We start from the raw sequence: 15,337 nt of genomic DNA, 5'->3' as shown, positions 1-15,337 counted from the left end.
GATAGTATTATAAGAGTGGTTAATGACTTTTTGGTCATAAATAAACATTAAAATATCATAATTTTGAAAATGAAATGTTTTAATGATTTTTTTAAAAAGAAGGAGGTTACATCTTGGCAAGAGAAATTTTAGAAAAAATAAAAAATGCTGAAAGAGAAGCTGACAGTATTATTTTAAACTCCAATGAAGCTGCAAAGGATATTTTAAAAAATATTGACGCGAAAATAAAAGCTGATAGTGAAAAAATACTTTTGGAAGCATCAAAAGAAGCAGAAAGCATAAAAAAATCTTCAGTGGAAAAAGCCGAAGAAAAAGTTAAGTTTCTTTTAGACAGCGAAGCGGAAAACATAAAAAAAATTCTTGAAATTGATGACATAAAAATAGACAAAGTCGTTGATTTATTGGCAGAGAGGATTGTAAAATAATGGCAATAGTAAAGATGAGTAAATTTGATTTGGTCATTTTTAATTCTAAGAGAGCGGAAATACTAAAAAGACTTCAGAGATTTAAAGAAGTCAATTTTGTCGATATAAATTTAAGTGATAGTGAAGATGAAAATGATGAAATCAACGAAAATAAAATTGAAGGTGTAACAAAATATGTGAACAATGAAGAATTGACACATATTGAAGAAAGACTTCATCAAGTGAGAAGTGCAATTTCCTTGATAAAAAAGTATGATGTGAGAAAAACTCGTTTGAGAGATGTCATTAAGGGAAATGAAAATTACACATTTGATGAATTGTATAAAAAAGTTTTGTCGTATGACTGGAAAAAAATATCTTCTGAATTAAATGATATTGGAGCTCAATATGCCAATATTAAGAGCAGAATTTCTAAAAAATACAGCAAGTACGATGAAATTGATTTATGGGAAAGACTTGATGTCAATCCGAAAGAATTAAAGCAATTAAAAAAAGTTAATTCTTATTTAGGAACTGTGCCGTTAAAATTAAAAGGCACATTTATTGAACAAATTTCAAATTTGAGTAATACTTATTATGAAGAATTGAAAATTGTAAAAGATGAAGTTTATTATCTTGTAATCTCACTTATTGAAGAAAATGAAGCCAAAAAACTGTCTGAAGTATTTAGAGATAGCAGTTTTACTGTGGCAAATCTTGATATAGATGCAGTTCCTCAGGATTATAAAGACAAGCTGCAAAAAGAAATTTCTGAACTAAAAAAAGAAAAAAGAAAATTAAAATCAAAAATCAAATCATATGGTGAAGATTTAACAGATTTGGAAGCAATCTATGAATATTTACAAAATAAAAAATTGAGAATCACCGAATCTGAAAAATTGGCACAAACAGAAAATACTAATATTATTAATGGTTGGATACCAACAGCAAAAAAAGATGAATTTGAAAAATTGATAAGAGAAGAAACAGATGGAAATTATTATTTAAGTTTTGAAGAAGCTAAAAAAGACGACGAAACGGTTCCAATCAAATTAAAGAATGGAAAAATTTCAACTAATTTTGAAACTCTTACACAGATGTATGCTTATCCGAGATACAATGAAATTGATCCAACGCCGTTATTTACACCATTTTACATCTTGTTCTTCGGTATGATGGGAGCTGATGTCGGATATGGATTAGTTCTTTTACTTGCAACAGCCATCACTTTAAAAATTGTTAATTTAAATGACAGTATGAAAAAATCAGTTAAATTTTTCTTTTACTTGAGTTTTTCAGTTATCTTTTGGGGATTTTTATACGGTTCGTATTTTGGTGCAACAATACCAAAAATGTGGCGTTTAATTGATCCTTCCAGCGAATATAATACACTTCTTATAGGTTCTATTGCATTTGGAGTTGTCCATATTTTTGTAGGACTTGGAATAAAAGCTTATATGTTGATTCGTGATGGAAAATCGCTTGAAGCAGTTTATGATGTATTATTTTGGTATATGGCACTTGCAGGTGGAATTGTATTTTTAATTTTCAAATTAAAGAATTTATCGCCTGTCGTAACTCAAGTTTCAATGTGGGTAATGATTTTAGGAATGGCTGGAATTATACTTACGGGTGGAAGAGAAGCTAAAAGTGTCGGTGCAAAACTAGGTGGCGGACTATACAGTCTTTATGGAATCTCAAGTTATATCGGGGATTTCGTATCTTATTCAAGACTTATGGCGCTAGGGCTTTCTGGTGGATTTATCGCTTCAGCAATTAATATGATTGCAGGAATGATTGCGGGAAATTGGGCTGGAATGATATTTGTGCCTGTGATTTTGGTATTTGGACATCTATTTAATATGTTTTTATCATTCTTAGGTGCATATGTTCATACATCAAGACTTATGTATGTAGAATATTTTGGAAAATTTTACGAAGGTGGAGGAAGACCTTTTAAAGATTTTAGAACAGAAACTAAAAAAATAAATTTAAAAGACTAAAAAATTAGAGAATTAATCTATAAATAAAAATAATAAATAATTTTAGGAGGAAATAAAATGAATTTGAATTTATCACAATTTTTAGCACAAAATGGGGGTGCAATATTTGCAACATTAGGAGCGGCATTAGCAACATTGCTAGCAGGAATTGGTTCTGCTAAAGGAGTAGGATTAGTTGGTGAAGTGGCAACAGGGCTTATGAGTGAAGAACCAGAAAAATTTGGTAAATCACTAGTATTACAATTGTTACCAGGTACACAAGGGTTGTACGGTTTCGTTATCGGACTTATGGTTTTAGGAAAAATAACTAAAGATCTTACTGTTGCAAATGGTTTAGGAATTTTAATGGCTTGTCTTCCAATCGCAATCGCAGGATATGGTTCAGCAATCGCACAAGGTAGAGTAGCGGCATCAGGAATTAGCTTACTTGCAAAAAATGAAGAACAAAATACAAAAGGTATCATTTATGCGGTAATGGTTGAAACTTATGCGCTACTTGCATTCGTAGTATCTATTATGTTGTTAGGTAAATTTTAATTAAAGAAAAAAGTTAATTAAAAAATTTGCGAAAAAAGGAGGCAGACAATGTCTAACATTGACAATTTGACATCGAAGATTTTAAGTGATGCGAAAGTTGCTGGAGAGCAGATTGTGAGTGAAGCACAAGAAAAAGCTGATGAAAAATATGAAAAAAGCATGAAACAAGTTTCACAAAAAAAAGAAAAAATTCTTGAATCAGCAAAAAAAGAACAAGTACTTTTAACTGACAGAATAAAATCAAGTGCAAATTTGAAAATAAGAAATGAAAAATTAAAAGCAAAACAAATAGTAATTGATAAAGTTATAGAAAAGTTAAAAGAAAAATTAGCAAATATGAAAAAAGAAGATTATATGGCATATTTAAATAAAAATATTGATAAAAATTCGATTTCTTCAAAAGAATTAATTGTAAAAAAAGAGTTTTTACAAGATGTGAAAAAAGAATTTAAAAACGCTAAAATTAAAGAAAATGAATTTGTAAGTTCAGGATTTATCATTGAGGAAAATGGTGTTCAAAAGAATTATACTTTTGAAGTAAAAATAGATTTTATGAGAGACGAATTGGAAGTTGAAATTTCAAAACTTCTTTTCTCATAAAAAGTAAACTTAGCTATGAATTACTTTAAAATTGCAAATTTAAAATATTTTTGCAATTTTAAGTAAAATTAAGGGAGAAAAAAATATGGATAGAATGGATTACGGTCAAAGTGTCGTAACTATTAGAGTATTAGAAAAAAGACTCTTAACTAAAAATAGGATTGAGCGAATGATAGAATCTGAAACTTGCGAAGAAGTTTTAAAATTATTGTCAGAAACTGAGTATTCTCAAGATATGACGGACATTCAAAATAGCAGAGATTATGAAAAAATTTTAAAAAGAGAAACAGAAAGAGTTTTTTCACTAGTTCGCAATATGTCTAAAAATAAAGAAGTTGTTGATATTTTGTCACTAAAATACGACTATCACAATTTGAAAGTATTGATAAAAAGCAAAGTTTTTGAAAAAGATAACACAAATTTATTGATGAATGCTGGAACGATTGATATAACAAAATTTAAGACAAAATCTGAAACTCAAAGTTTAGATTTGCCAGAAGAAATTTTGGAAGCAATTGCAGAAATAAAAAAAGAGGAAAATCTTACTCCGCAAAAAATTGATATTATTGTAGAAAAATATTATTTCAAAAATTTAGTAAATTTATCAAAAAAAATTGATGTGAAAGTTATAACAGATTATGTCAAAGGACTTATTGATTTTCAAAATATAATAACCTTATTTAGAGTTCAAAAACAAAATAGAGATGCAAAATTTCTGGACAGCGTAATATTTGAGGGCGGAACAATTTCAAAAGATAAAATTGTGGCGTCATTAAATGACAGTTCAGAAACAATTTTGAATAAATTTAAAAAAGAAAAATTGGGACCATATTTAGTAAAAGGTGTAGAAGTTTTTAACGAAACAAAAAGATTATCGGAATTTGAAAAAATATCGGATAATTACTTGATGGAATTAAATAAAGAATCTAAATACATTGTATTTGGACCTGAACCGCTATTTACATATCTTGTTGCAAAAGAGAGGGAAATTAATGCAATTAGACTTATTATGGTCAGCAAAATTAATAATATAAGTTCAGAGAAAATAAGGGAAAGGCTGCGTGATACATATGCATAAAATAGGTGTTGTTGGAGATAAAGATACAATTTTACCATTTAAAGCACTAGGACTTTGCGTGTATCCTGTAATAACTAAAGAAGAGGCAAGACATTCCATAGATGAAATGGCAAAAAATAACTTTGGTATTATTTTTGTAACTGAGCAGACAGCCATTTTGGTAAAAGAAACGATTGAAAGATATACAGATAAAATAGTACCGGCGATTATTGTCATTCCTAATAATCAAGGAACACTTGGATTAGGATTAAATAAAATAGATGAATATGTAGAAAAAGCAATAGGCTCTAACATATTTTAATTTTTTGAATAGTTAAATTAAAATAGTTTTCAAAATTTAAAGAAAGAAGGTAGATTAGTTGAAAACAGGAAAAATTATTAGAGTATCAGGACCTCTTGTGGTTGCAGAAGGTATGGAAAACGCCAATGTTTATGATGTGGTAAGAGTTTCTGATAGTAAACTTATAGGTGAAATTATCGAAATGAGAGGGGACAAGGCCTCTATTCAAGTATATGAAGAAACAGTAGGAATAGGTCCAGGAGAGCCTGTTTATACAACAGGAGAACCTTTGAGCGTGGAGTTGGGACCAGGATTACTGGAAGCGATGTTTGATGGGATTCAAAGACCGTTAAAAGAATATCAAAATATTGCTGGAGATTTTTTGACTAAAGGAGTGGAAGTTGCTCCATTAAACAGAACGAAAAAATGGGAATTTGAGCCGGTGCTAAAAGTTGGAGAAAAAGTGCAAGAAGGAGATATTTTAGGAGCTGTTCAAGAGACATCGGTTGTAAGTCATAAAATAATGGTGCCATTTGGAATAAAAGGGACGCTAAAATCAATAAAAGCAGGAAATTTCACAGTAACTGAAACAGTTGCAGTAATTGAAACTGAAAAAGGTGATGTAGAAGTTCAAATGATGCAAAAATGGCCAGTTAGAAGAGGTAGAAAATACGCAAAAAAATTAAATCCAGAAGCTCCATTGATAACAGGACAAAGAGTAATTGATACATTTTTTCCTGTAACAAAAGGTGGAACTGCTTGTGTACCAGGACCATTTGGTTCAGGGAAAACAGTTGTGCAGCACCAGATGGCAAAATGGGCGGATGCTGAAATTATTGTCTATGTAGGTTGTGGGGAACGTGGAAACGAAATGACAGATGTTCTTATGGAATTTCCAGAAATTGTCGACCCTAAAACAGGGGAATCACTTATGAAAAGAACAGTACTTATAGCAAATACTTCAAATATGCCAGTTGCAGCAAGGGAAGCTAGTATTTATACTGGAATTACGATTGCTGAGTACTTTAGGGATATGGGATATTCAGTTGCAATAATGGCGGATTCTACATCGAGATGGGCAGAAGCGCTAAGAGAAATGTCAGGGCGTCTTGAAGAAATGCCGGGAGATGAAGGTTACCCAGCATATCTTGGTTCGAGAGCTGCTGAATTTTATGAAAGAGCCGGACATGTCGTTTGTTTAGGAAAAGATGGAAGAGAAGGTGCGCTAACTGTAATTGGTGCGGTATCGCCTCCAGGTGGAGATATTTCTGAACCAGTATCACAGGCAACTTTGAGAATCGTTAAAGTGTTCTGGGGGCTTGACGCAAACCTAGCTTACAGAAGACATTTCCCAGCGATTAACTGGTTAAATTCTTATACTTTGTATCAAACAAAAGTCGATGGATGGATGGACAAAAATGTAGGACCTGAATTTTCTAAAAATAGATCAAAAGCTATGTCATTACTTCAAGAAGAATCTAGTTTGCAAGAAATTGTAAGACTTGTAGGAAAAGATACTTTGTCTGAGAAAGACCAATTGAAACTGGAAGTTGCAAAATCAATAAGAGAAGATTATTTGCAGCAAAATGCATTTATGGAATCTGACACTTATACTTCTCTTGAAAAACAAGATAAAATGTTAGCATTAGTTTTAAAATTTTATGATGAAGGAATAAGAGGTTTGGATAACGGAGCGTATCTAAACGAAATTTCAGAGTTAGCGGTAAGAGAAAGAATTGCCAGAGCAAAATATTTGCCAGAATCTGAATTAAATAAAATTGACGAAATTTCAAAAGAGTTGACTGAACAAATTGATAATTTAATTAACAAAGGAGGTGCATTAAATGCTTAAAGAATACAAAACTATAAAAGAAATAGTGGGACCGCTTATGGTAGTTGAGGGAGTTGAAGGAATTACTTATGAAGAATTGGTAGAAATTCAAACTCAAACTGGAGAACTTCGTCGTGGTAGGGTCTTGGAAGTTAGTAGAGATAAAGCGGTTGTGCAATTATTTGAAAATTCAGCTGGAATTAACTTAAAAGACTCAAAAGTTAGATTTTTGGGAAGACCATTATCCCTTGGAGTTTCTGAAGATATGATAGGACGTGTATTTGATGGGCTTGGAAGACCAAAAGACAACGGTCCTAAAATTATACCAGAACAGACACTAGATATTAACGGAGTTGCGATAAATCCAGTTGCTCGTGATTATCCATCAGAGTTCATTCAAACTGGAGTTTCAGCAATTGATGGGTTAAATACGCTTGTAAGAGGGCAAAAATTGCCGATATTCTCTGGTTCAGGTCTGCCACACGCTGATTTGGCGCTGCAAATTGCAAGACAGGCGAAAGTTTTAGGAAAAGATGAAAAATTTGCGGTTGTATTTGGTGCAATTGGGATTACATTTGAAGAAGCGCAGTTTTTTATTGATGACTTTACAAAAACGGGTGCGATTGATAGAGCGGTGTTATTTATGAACTTGGCAAACGATCCTGCGATTGAAAGACTTGCAACTCCTAAAATGGCTCTTACTTGTGCTGAATATTTGGCATTTGAAAAGGGAATGCACGTGTTGGTAATACTTACTGACTTAACTAACTATTGTGAAGCGTTAAGGGAAGTTTCGGCTGCAAGAAAAGAAGTTCCAGGTCGTCGTGGTTATCCAGGATACCTTTATACTGATTTATCAACAATTTATGAAAGAGCTGGAAGAATTAAAGGAAGAAAAGGTTCAATTACACAAATTCCTATTTTGACAATGCCTGAAGATGATAAAACTCACCCAATTCCAGATTTGACTGGATATATTACAGAAGGACAAATTATTTTATCAAGAGATTTGTATAAGCAAAATTTGATGCCACCAATTGATGTTTTACCATCACTTTCGAGATTGAAAGATAAAGGGATTGGAAAAGGTAAAACTAGAGAAGATCACGCTGATACGATGAATCAGTTATTCGCAGCTTATGCGACTGGAAAAGAAGCTAAAGAACTTGCGGTAATTTTGGGAGAATCGGCGCTATCTGAAACAGATAAAGCATTTGTTAGATTTACAAATGCGTTTGAATCGCAATACGTGGCACAAGGATTTGAAAATAATAGATCAATTGAAGATACACTAAATTTAGGATGGGATTTGTTAAAAATATTACCAAGAACAGAGCTTAAGAGAATTAGAGACGAATATTTGGAAAAATATTTACCAAAAGGTGATGAATAATTATGGCAAAATTAAATGTAAATCCCACTAGAATGGAGTTATCAAAACTAAAAGTCCGTCTAAAAACTGCAACAAGTGGACACAAACTTTTAAAAGATAAGCAAGATGAACTTATGCGGCAATTCATAGGCTTAGTGAAAGAAAATAGAAAATTGAGGTTAAAAGTTGAAGGTAAATTACAGGATTCGTTCAAGGACTTTTTATTAGCTCGTGGAGTTATGTCAGATGAGATGCTGGAAGATGCGATTACTTTTTCACAGCAGGAATTAGGTGTAGATATTAAGACTAAAAATGTAATGAGTGTAAATGTACCTAAAATGACTTTTAATCAAACTGAATCTGAAGAAATTGCCTACCCTTATGGATATGCACAGACTTCGGCGGATTTAGATGATGCAATTGAAGGTTTAAACAAAGTTATGAGAAATTTACTGGAGTTAGCAGAAGTGGAAAAAGCGTGTCAATTGATGGCGGATGAAGTTGAAAAGACAAGACGGCGTGTTAATGCGCTAGAATATATGACAATTCCGCAATTAAAAGAAACTATCAGGTTTATCCAAATGAAACTGGATGAGAATGAAAGAGGAAGCATAACAAGACTTATGAAAGTCAAAGATATGATGGCAAAAGATAAAGAAGCATAATTTTATTAAATGCGCTAAAATATTAAAATTATAAAAATAATATTTTAGCGTAATTTTTAAATATAAAAAATAAATATTATCGGACTTATTTTGTAATTTTACAAAAAAATTTTTTAAAATAATTAATTTTAACTTCTTTAATTTAAGAAATTATTTAAATTAATAAATTAATTGACTAAAAAAGAAGAAATAAAAAAATATAAAATACAAAAAATAATAGAATAGAATAAAAAAGAAAAGAAAAAAGAAAGGAACTAAAAAATAAAATGGTAAAGTTAATAGCGATAGATATGGATGGAACTTTATTAAGTGAAAAAAAACACATTGAAGAACCGCAAAAAAAAGCGATTCACAAAGCGATAGAAGCTGGAGTGAAGGTCGTTCTTTGTACAGGAAGACCACTTTTTGGGATATTGCCACCTTATAAGGAATTGGAGCTGGAAAAATATAATTTGGATGAATATGTGCTTTTAAACAATGGATGTTCAGTTCATAAAACTACAGATTGGGAATTACTTGCTTTTGAAGAAATTACAAAAGAAGATGTCGTATATTTGAATGAGTTGAGAAAAGGTTATGATTTGGATTTTACGGTTTCAAATGATAACGATTACTTTGTGATTGGCGAGAGAGCAAATGAATATACAAAAGAAGATGGAAAATTAGTCTATGTTGAAGTTCAGCCAATTTCAATTGAAGAAGCGACAAGTGGAAAGCATACATTTTTTAAATCAATGTTTTTAGGTAATGAAAATGAAATCACAAGATTTGTAAAAGACAAGGGAGAATTGATAAATAGCAGATACAGTGGCGTATTAAGCCAAAAATATATTTACGAAACATTGCCAAAAGGTGCAAATAAAGGTGTGGCGTTAAAAAAATTAGCAGAAAAGTTAAATATTCCAAGAGAAGAAGTTATGGCAATTGGAGATGGAAATAATGACATTGAAATGCTAAAATTTGCTGGAGTTGGAGTCGCTATGGGAAATGGAACTAAAATGGCTAAAGATGCGGCAAATTATATAACTGACACAAATGAAAATAATGGAGTGGCGAAAGCTATAGAAAAATTTTTGGGGGAATAACCCCCCAACTTTATTTAGATTTATTAAAGTTCAAAAATTCATTTATAAATAAGTCAATATCCCCGTCCATAACTTTTTCAATATTTCCTTCCTCAGCTTTTGTTCGGTGGTCTTTAACCATTTTATAAGGCTGAAATACATACGAACGAATTTGGCTTCCCCATTCAATTTTTGATTCTGCGCCTTTTATATCGGAAATTTCTTTTTCCCGTTTTTCCATTTCCAGTTCAAATAGTTTCGCTTTTAATATTTTCATCGCCGTCTCTTTATTTTTTAGTTGAGAACGCTCATTTTGGCAAGTTACGACTGTATTTGTGGGAAGATGTGTAATTCTAACTGCTGAATCAGTTGTATTTACATGCTGTCCTCCAGCACCACTTGCACGATAAGTATCAATTTTCAAATCTTCACTGCGAATATCAATTTCCACTTCGTCGTCAATTTCTGGAATGACATTTACAGCGGCAAATGAAGTGTGTCTCCGAGCATTTGAATCAAATGGCGAGATTCTCACAAGTCTGTGAACCCCTTTTTCTCCTTTTAAATAACCATATGCGTAATTTCCTTTAATATTTAGCGTGATACTTTTAATTCCAGCTTCTTCTCCAGCAAGTGAGTCTAAAATTTCAACTTTAAATTTATGATGGTTCGCCCATCTGTCGTACATTCTGTAGAGCATTTGTGCCCAATCACATGCTTCAGTTCCACCAGCACCAGCATTTATCGTAAGAATTGCACTGTTCATATCATATTCTTCGTTTAAAAGTAATTTTGTCTTAAAATTTTTTATTTCTTTGTCTAAATCTGATATTTTTGGTTCTAGTTCAGTTTCAAAAGAGTTATCGCCCATCTCAATAAATTCTACAATTGTATCAACTTCTTCGTAAGAATTTTTTAGAATATCGTATTCTTCCAATAATTTTTTTTTATTATTTAAATTTTTTAATATTTCTTTACTATCTTTTCTATTCCAAAAATCGTTTTCAAAAGTCTTTTTTTCCAAATTATCAATTTCGTTTTTTAAATTTTCTGGGTCAAAGATGCCTCCTGATTTCTTCAATATCAACATTATTTTGTTCTTGCTGTTTTTTTATTTCAAATAAATCCATATTTTTACCTCTCTTTTTTCTTTTTTGTTAATAAAATTGTTAAAAAAACATAAATCATATTTTATTTACTGACAAGAGCTCAAGACTTCTTATTGGGAAAATATAAATATTAAAAGAAGCTGCTCTTCCAAAAAAACAGCCTCTCATTAATTTCTTAAAAAATTGAATAGTAATTATTTTCTCAAACCTTCAACAACTTTACCAGTTTCTTCGTTGTACCAAACTTCGTTTACTAATGGTTCTTCTTTAACGTAAGATAAAATATTGTTAAATGTTGCTTCAGCAATGTTATCTAGTGCTTCTTTTGTCAAGAATGCCTGGTGAGAAGTTAGTACAACATTGTTAAATGACAACAATCTAGCTAATAAATCATCTTCTAACACACTTGCTGATTCATCTTCAAAGAAATAGCTACTTTCATTTTCGTAAACATCAAGTCCTGCTCCACCGACTTTTTTATCTTTTAATCCTTCGACTAGTGCTTCTGTGTCAATCAATCCACCTCTGGCAGCATTAATTATGATAACACCGTCTTTCATCTTAGCAATAGTTTCTTTGTTAATTGTGTGTCTTGTTTCAGGGAATAATGGGCAATGTAATGAGATTACATCAGATTTTGCAAATATTTCATCTAATGTCACATAAGTGAAATTTCCTTCTTTTGCAGCTTGTTCATTAGGGAATTTATCATAACCAATAACTTTCATTCCTAATCCATTCAAAATTCTTATGAAAATTCTTGCTATTCTACCAGTTCCAATAATTCCAGCAGTTTTTCCGTTTAAATCCATTCCAGTTAATCCTGCTAGGCTGAAGTTTCCTTCTCTTGTTCTGTTATAAGCTTTGTGAGTTTTTCTATTTACTGACATAAGTAGAGCTAGTGCATGTTCAGCAACAGCATATGGAGAGTAAGCTGGTACTCTTAAAACAGTAATTCTATTTTCACGAGCTGCTTTTAAATTAATGTTGTTGTAACCAGCACATCTTGCTGCAACCACTCTTACTCCATTTTTTGAAAGTATGTTTAATACTTTTTCGTTTAAATCATCATTTACAAATGTACAAACAACATCTTGGTATTTTGTAAGCATTACATTTTTTAAACTTAATTTTTCTTCAAAATATGTAATTTGCGCACCAAATTCTTTGTTCCATTTGTTAAAAAACTCAATGTCATATGGTTTTGCATCGAAAACTACAATTTTCATCTTAAATTCCTCCTAAATATTATTATAATATTATTATAGTAGAAAAAATCGATTAAGTCAAATAATTTTTAGACTTTAATAAAATAAAAAAATTTTTATAAATATAAAGTTTGAAATAAAAAAATTTTAGTGATATAATTAAAATTATAAAAAATATAGAAAGTGAGGATTTTTTATGCTAAACGATTATCATATGCACTTTGAATACGGAAGTTACAAGGATGAATTCGCAAATCCTTTTTTTGAACAGGCTAAAAAAATGGGACTTAATGAAATTGGAATAACGGAGCATACACACGGGTTTAAAGAGTTTAAGGACTTGTATTATGAAGAGTTGATTCTAGATGACAGTGAAGTTGGAAATTTTCAGAAAAAATGGCTTGAGCAGAAAACGAAGTTTGTTCACACGCTCGATGAATACAAAGATTACATAGATTCGTTAAAAAAACGAGGTTATCCTGTGAAATGGGGGATTGAAGTTTGTAATTTCAAAAATCAAAAAAAAGCTCAAGAAATTTTGTCAAAATATGAATTTGATTATTTAATAGTCTCAATTCATTTTATAAAAGGCTGGGGGTTTGATTTTAGCGCATTAAAACATAAATTTACAGATGAAAATTTAACTCAAATTTGGCGTGATTATGCAAAAGAGATTGAAAATGTAGCAAATACTGGATATTACGACGTTTTAGGACATCCTTTTAATTTGAGATTATTTAAAAATATTCCAAATCCAAATGAAGTTGAAGATTTACTTGAAAATACAGCAAAAGTTTTGAAAAAAAATAATATGATTGTGGATGTGAATACAGGGACTTCTTATCGTTATCCGATAAAAGAAATTACACCATATGAAGATTTTATGAAATATGTGAAAGAATATGATATTCCAGTGATTTTGTCAAGTGATGCCCATTACAGCGAACATGTGGGAATGAATATAAAGGAAGCGGCAGAATATGTGAAAAAATTTGGAATAGATGAAATTGTAACATTTGATAGGAGAAAAAGAACTTTGGAAAAGATATAAAAATAAAATTTTTTAGCATTTCAATTTAAATATTTAGCAAGGGGATATTTCCCCTTGTTATTAAACAAAATTTATTTTTTATTTCAAAAGTCCCCAATTTTTAGCAATATTCCCATTTGCTTTTAACGGCACTTTTTCAAATTTTACTGTGTTTTCCATAATATCTTTAATTTTTGTCATATAAGTTTCTTCAAATCCATCTTTTACTTCAAAAATTAATTCATCGTGAACTTGCAGCAGCATTTTTATATTTTCATCGTTTTTCAACTCTTCATAAAGTTTTATCATGACAATTTTTATAACATTTGCCGCAGTTCCTTGAACGACAGTATTTACAGCCATTCTAATCGCCTGTGCCAAAATATTTTTATTTTGTGAGTCAATTCCTTTTATATATCTTCTCGTTCCGAAAAAGGTTTCTACAAAACTATGAAGTTTAGCAGTTTCAGTCACAATATCCAAAAATTTCTGAACTCTTGGATATTCTTCAAAATAAGTTTTTATATATTGTGCGGCATCTCCAACTGAAATATTTAGCTCTTTGGACAATCCAAAGTTGGTTTTTCCATAAAGAATACTAAAATTAATGACTTTTGCAATACTTCTCTCTTCTCTTGAAACTTTCTCGCCGTCATTTTTTAAAAATATTTTTCTTGCAGTTAAATCATGTAAATCTTTGTCTTCTTTGTAAGCGAAAATTAAATTTTTATCTTTTGAAAGTTCAGCAAGAACTCTTAACTCAATTTGTGAATAGTCAAATGAAATCAAGCTATGTCCACTTTTTGCAACAAATCCAGTTCTGATTCTAATTCCATCATCGGTTCTCACAGGAATGTTTTGCAAATTTGGATTAGCTGAAGACAGTCTTCCAGTTGCAGTTCCATTTTGATTAAAAGTCGTGTGAATGCGGTCGTCTTTGTCGGCATACTGCGGAATAGGCTCAATGTAAGTTGAAAGTAGCTTTTTAAACGCTCTATATTCCAGCAAATTTTTTGCAATTTCCCGTTTTTCATCGCTTAGTTCTTCATTATTTGCAATTTTCTCCAAAACTTCAACATCGGTTGAATATCTCGTCTTTGTCTTTTTCACGACTGGAATTTGCATTTTTTCAAATAAAATTTCTCCTAGCTGTTGTGAAGAATCTATGTTAAATTCTTCATTTGCGATCTTGTGAATATTTGAAATCAATTTATCAATTTTTTCGTTTAATTCATTTTCAAAATCTTTAAAATATTTTTTATCAATTTTAATTCCATTTTCTTCCATTTGTGCAAGTACGGGAATTAGCTTACTTTCTAAATGTTCGTACACATCAAATAAGCCGTTATTTTTAAGTTCAATTTTTAATATCTTTTCAAGATGATAGATATAAAATCCACGAATTGCTAAAAAATTAGCTTTTATTTCATCGCTCAGTTCACTAAAATTTCTTTTTCTTCTCTCTTTTTGAAATTCAGTTTCAAATGGTGCAATTTCAATTCCCAGCTCATCTTTTATAATATTTTCAATTTCATTTTCCCCTTCAGTTTCAAGGACATACGAAGCAATCATAACATCAAAATAATTTTCACATCTAAGTGTGTAGTCAATTTCGGTATCTTTATTTCTTAAAGGCGAAAAAGAATAATTTTTTCCAGAAATAATGACATCAAAATAATTTGAGTGCTTTTTCATATATTCTTTTATATTGTAAGCGATAATTTCTTTTTTATTTAGCTCTTCATAAATTTTAAAAACATTTTCAGAATCGTTATTCTCCATTTTTTCAAACAAATTAATCTGAACAGTTTTTTCGCCGTTTAAAACTTTTTCTAAATCGCTGTTTAAAAGAACAATATTTTCGCTTCCGTCAGAAATTGAAAGTCCAAATATATTTTCAAAAATAGAAACTTTGTTTTCCATTTTTTTTATTATTTCGTGGGCTTCATTCCAATTCACAATTTTATAGTCTATATTTTTTTGCGAAATTTCTTTTTTTATATCCAAAATATTCAAAATATCGAATTTTTCTGAATTATTTTTATTTGAATAAAAACTTGAAATTCCATTGTAAATAGGATTTTCTCTGTCATATTTAGCTTCTTCTTCCAAAATTCTTTTTTCTTTTCTTTCATTTCTTCAAGTTCTTTTTGTAA

14 protein-coding genes are annotated in these 15,337 nt (G+C 30.6%); 11 read left to right on the top strand and 3 right to left on the bottom strand.

The features are described from left to right. Positions 1 to 113: 113 nt before the first annotated feature. From AB8B22_RS06110 to AB8B22_RS06065, 10 genes are all read left to right on the top strand, one after another. Entirely contained in the window at positions 114 to 425 is a 312-nt protein-coding gene (locus tag AB8B22_RS06110; protein ID WP_094080304.1) for a hypothetical protein, read from the top strand. Beyond that, a complete protein-coding gene (locus AB8B22_RS06105) occupies positions 425 to 2,407 on the top strand; it encodes a V-type ATP synthase subunit I (protein WP_369710450.1) in 1,983 nt (660 codons plus the stop codon). Before AB8B22_RS06110 ends, AB8B22_RS06105 begins: the two co-directional genes overlap by 1 nt. Before the next feature lie 57 nt (positions 2,408 to 2,464). Beyond that, positions 2,465 to 2,944, top strand: a complete 480-nt coding sequence (locus AB8B22_RS06100) for a V-type ATP synthase subunit K (protein WP_172826468.1) — start codon at positions 2,465 to 2,467, stop codon at positions 2,942 to 2,944. A 48-nt stretch (positions 2,945 to 2,992) separates the two neighbouring features. After that, positions 2,993 to 3,544, top strand: a complete 552-nt coding sequence (locus AB8B22_RS06095; RefSeq protein ID WP_369710449.1) for a V-type ATP synthase subunit E — start codon at positions 2,993 to 2,995, stop codon at positions 3,542 to 3,544. Between the two features lie 85 nt (positions 3,545 to 3,629). Further along, positions 3,630 to 4,622, top strand: coding sequence for a V-type ATP synthase subunit C (locus AB8B22_RS06090; protein WP_094080306.1), 993 nt, complete (start codon positions 3,630 to 3,632; stop codon positions 4,620 to 4,622). After that, positions 4,615 to 4,923, top strand: coding sequence for a V-type ATP synthase subunit F (locus tag AB8B22_RS06085; protein WP_094080307.1), 309 nt, complete (start codon positions 4,615 to 4,617; stop codon positions 4,921 to 4,923). Before AB8B22_RS06090 ends, AB8B22_RS06085 begins: the two co-directional genes overlap by 8 nt. Before the next feature lie 58 nt (positions 4,924 to 4,981). Then, complete coding sequence (locus AB8B22_RS06080; RefSeq protein WP_094080308.1) at positions 4,982 to 6,754, top strand: V-type ATP synthase subunit A; 1,773 nt, start codon at positions 4,982 to 4,984, stop codon at positions 6,752 to 6,754. Then, the gene (locus AB8B22_RS06075) at positions 6,747 to 8,126 is read left to right on the top strand and encodes a V-type ATP synthase subunit B (RefSeq protein WP_369710448.1); all 1,380 of its coding nucleotides are present in this window, start codon (positions 6,747 to 6,749) and stop codon (positions 8,124 to 8,126) included. The genes AB8B22_RS06080 and AB8B22_RS06075 overlap by 8 nt, the downstream gene beginning before the upstream one ends. A 2-nt stretch (positions 8,127 to 8,128) precedes the next feature. After that, positions 8,129 to 8,770 (top strand): V-type ATP synthase subunit D, encoded by a 642-nt coding sequence (locus tag AB8B22_RS06070; RefSeq protein ID WP_369710447.1) that lies wholly within the window; start codon positions 8,129 to 8,131, stop codon positions 8,768 to 8,770. A 266-nt stretch (positions 8,771 to 9,036) separates the two neighbouring features. Beyond that, positions 9,037 to 9,855: a Cof-type HAD-IIB family hydrolase gene (locus tag AB8B22_RS06065; protein ID WP_369710446.1), complete on the top strand. Its 819-nt coding sequence runs from the start codon at positions 9,037 to 9,039 to the stop codon at positions 9,853 to 9,855. Positions 9,856 to 9,865: 10 nt separating this feature from the next. On the opposite strand, the gene prfB is transcribed toward AB8B22_RS06065, so the two are convergent. After that, a protein-coding gene (gene prfB, locus AB8B22_RS06060) for a peptide chain release factor 2 (protein WP_369710445.1) occupies positions 9,866 to 10,964 on the bottom strand; the annotation gives its coding sequence in 2 pieces (ribosomal slippage) (positions 9,866 to 10,900 and positions 10,902 to 10,964; 1,098 coding nt in all). Positions 10,965 to 11,137: 173 nt separating this feature from the next. Beyond that, positions 11,138 to 12,172 carry a 2-hydroxyacid dehydrogenase gene (locus AB8B22_RS06055; RefSeq protein WP_094080312.1) on the bottom strand — a complete coding sequence of 345 codons (1,035 nt, stop codon included), beginning with the start codon at positions 12,170 to 12,172 and terminating at the stop codon, positions 11,138 to 11,140. 175 nt (positions 12,173 to 12,347) lie between these two features. Between AB8B22_RS06055 and AB8B22_RS06050 the strand changes: the two genes are divergently transcribed. Beyond that, on the top strand, positions 12,348 to 13,202 hold the full coding sequence (locus AB8B22_RS06050) for a histidinol-phosphatase (protein ID WP_369710444.1): 855 nt from the start codon (positions 12,348 to 12,350) through the stop codon (positions 13,200 to 13,202). Between the two features lie 78 nt (positions 13,203 to 13,280). Here AB8B22_RS06050 and AB8B22_RS06045 read toward each other — a convergent pair whose 3' ends face one another. After that, the gene (locus AB8B22_RS06045; RefSeq protein ID WP_369710443.1) at positions 13,281 to 15,293 is read right to left on the bottom strand and encodes a DNA polymerase; all 2,013 of its coding nucleotides are present in this window, start codon (positions 15,291 to 15,293) and stop codon (positions 13,281 to 13,283) included. Positions 15,294 to 15,337: the final 44 nt, after the last annotated feature.

The organism is Leptotrichia rugosa, from assembly GCF_041200005.1.
Taxonomy (GTDB): Bacteria; Fusobacteriota; Fusobacteriia; order Fusobacteriales; family Leptotrichiaceae; genus Leptotrichia; species Leptotrichia rugosa.
Note: the sequence above shows the minus strand (reverse complement) of the source record. Positions and strands in the feature narration are given on the sequence as shown.

Coding starts and splice junctions, on each gene's coding strand:
- AB8B22_RS06095 (WP_369710449.1), top strand. CDS start 2,993: ATGTCTAACATTGACAATTTGACATCGAAGATTTTAAGTGATGCGAAA.
- AB8B22_RS06090 (WP_094080306.1), top strand. CDS start 3,630: ATGGATAGAATGGATTACGGTCAAAGTGTCGTAACTATTAGAGTATTA.
- AB8B22_RS06100 (WP_172826468.1), top strand. CDS start 2,465: ATGAATTTGAATTTATCACAATTTTTAGCACAAAATGGGGGTGCAATA.
- AB8B22_RS06050 (WP_369710444.1), top strand. CDS start 12,348: ATGCTAAACGATTATCATATGCACTTTGAATACGGAAGTTACAAGGAT.
- AB8B22_RS06075 (WP_369710448.1), top strand. CDS start 6,747: ATGCTTAAAGAATACAAAACTATAAAAGAAATAGTGGGACCGCTTATG.
- AB8B22_RS06070 (WP_369710447.1), top strand. CDS start 8,129: ATGGCAAAATTAAATGTAAATCCCACTAGAATGGAGTTATCAAAACTA.
- AB8B22_RS06085 (WP_094080307.1), top strand. CDS start 4,615: ATGCATAAAATAGGTGTTGTTGGAGATAAAGATACAATTTTACCATTT.
- AB8B22_RS06105 (WP_369710450.1), top strand. CDS start 425: ATGGCAATAGTAAAGATGAGTAAATTTGATTTGGTCATTTTTAATTCT.
- AB8B22_RS06065 (WP_369710446.1), top strand. CDS start 9,037: ATGGTAAAGTTAATAGCGATAGATATGGATGGAACTTTATTAAGTGAA.
- AB8B22_RS06055 (WP_094080312.1), bottom strand. CDS start 12,172: ATGAAAATTGTAGTTTTCGATGCAAAACCATATGACATTGAGTTTTTT.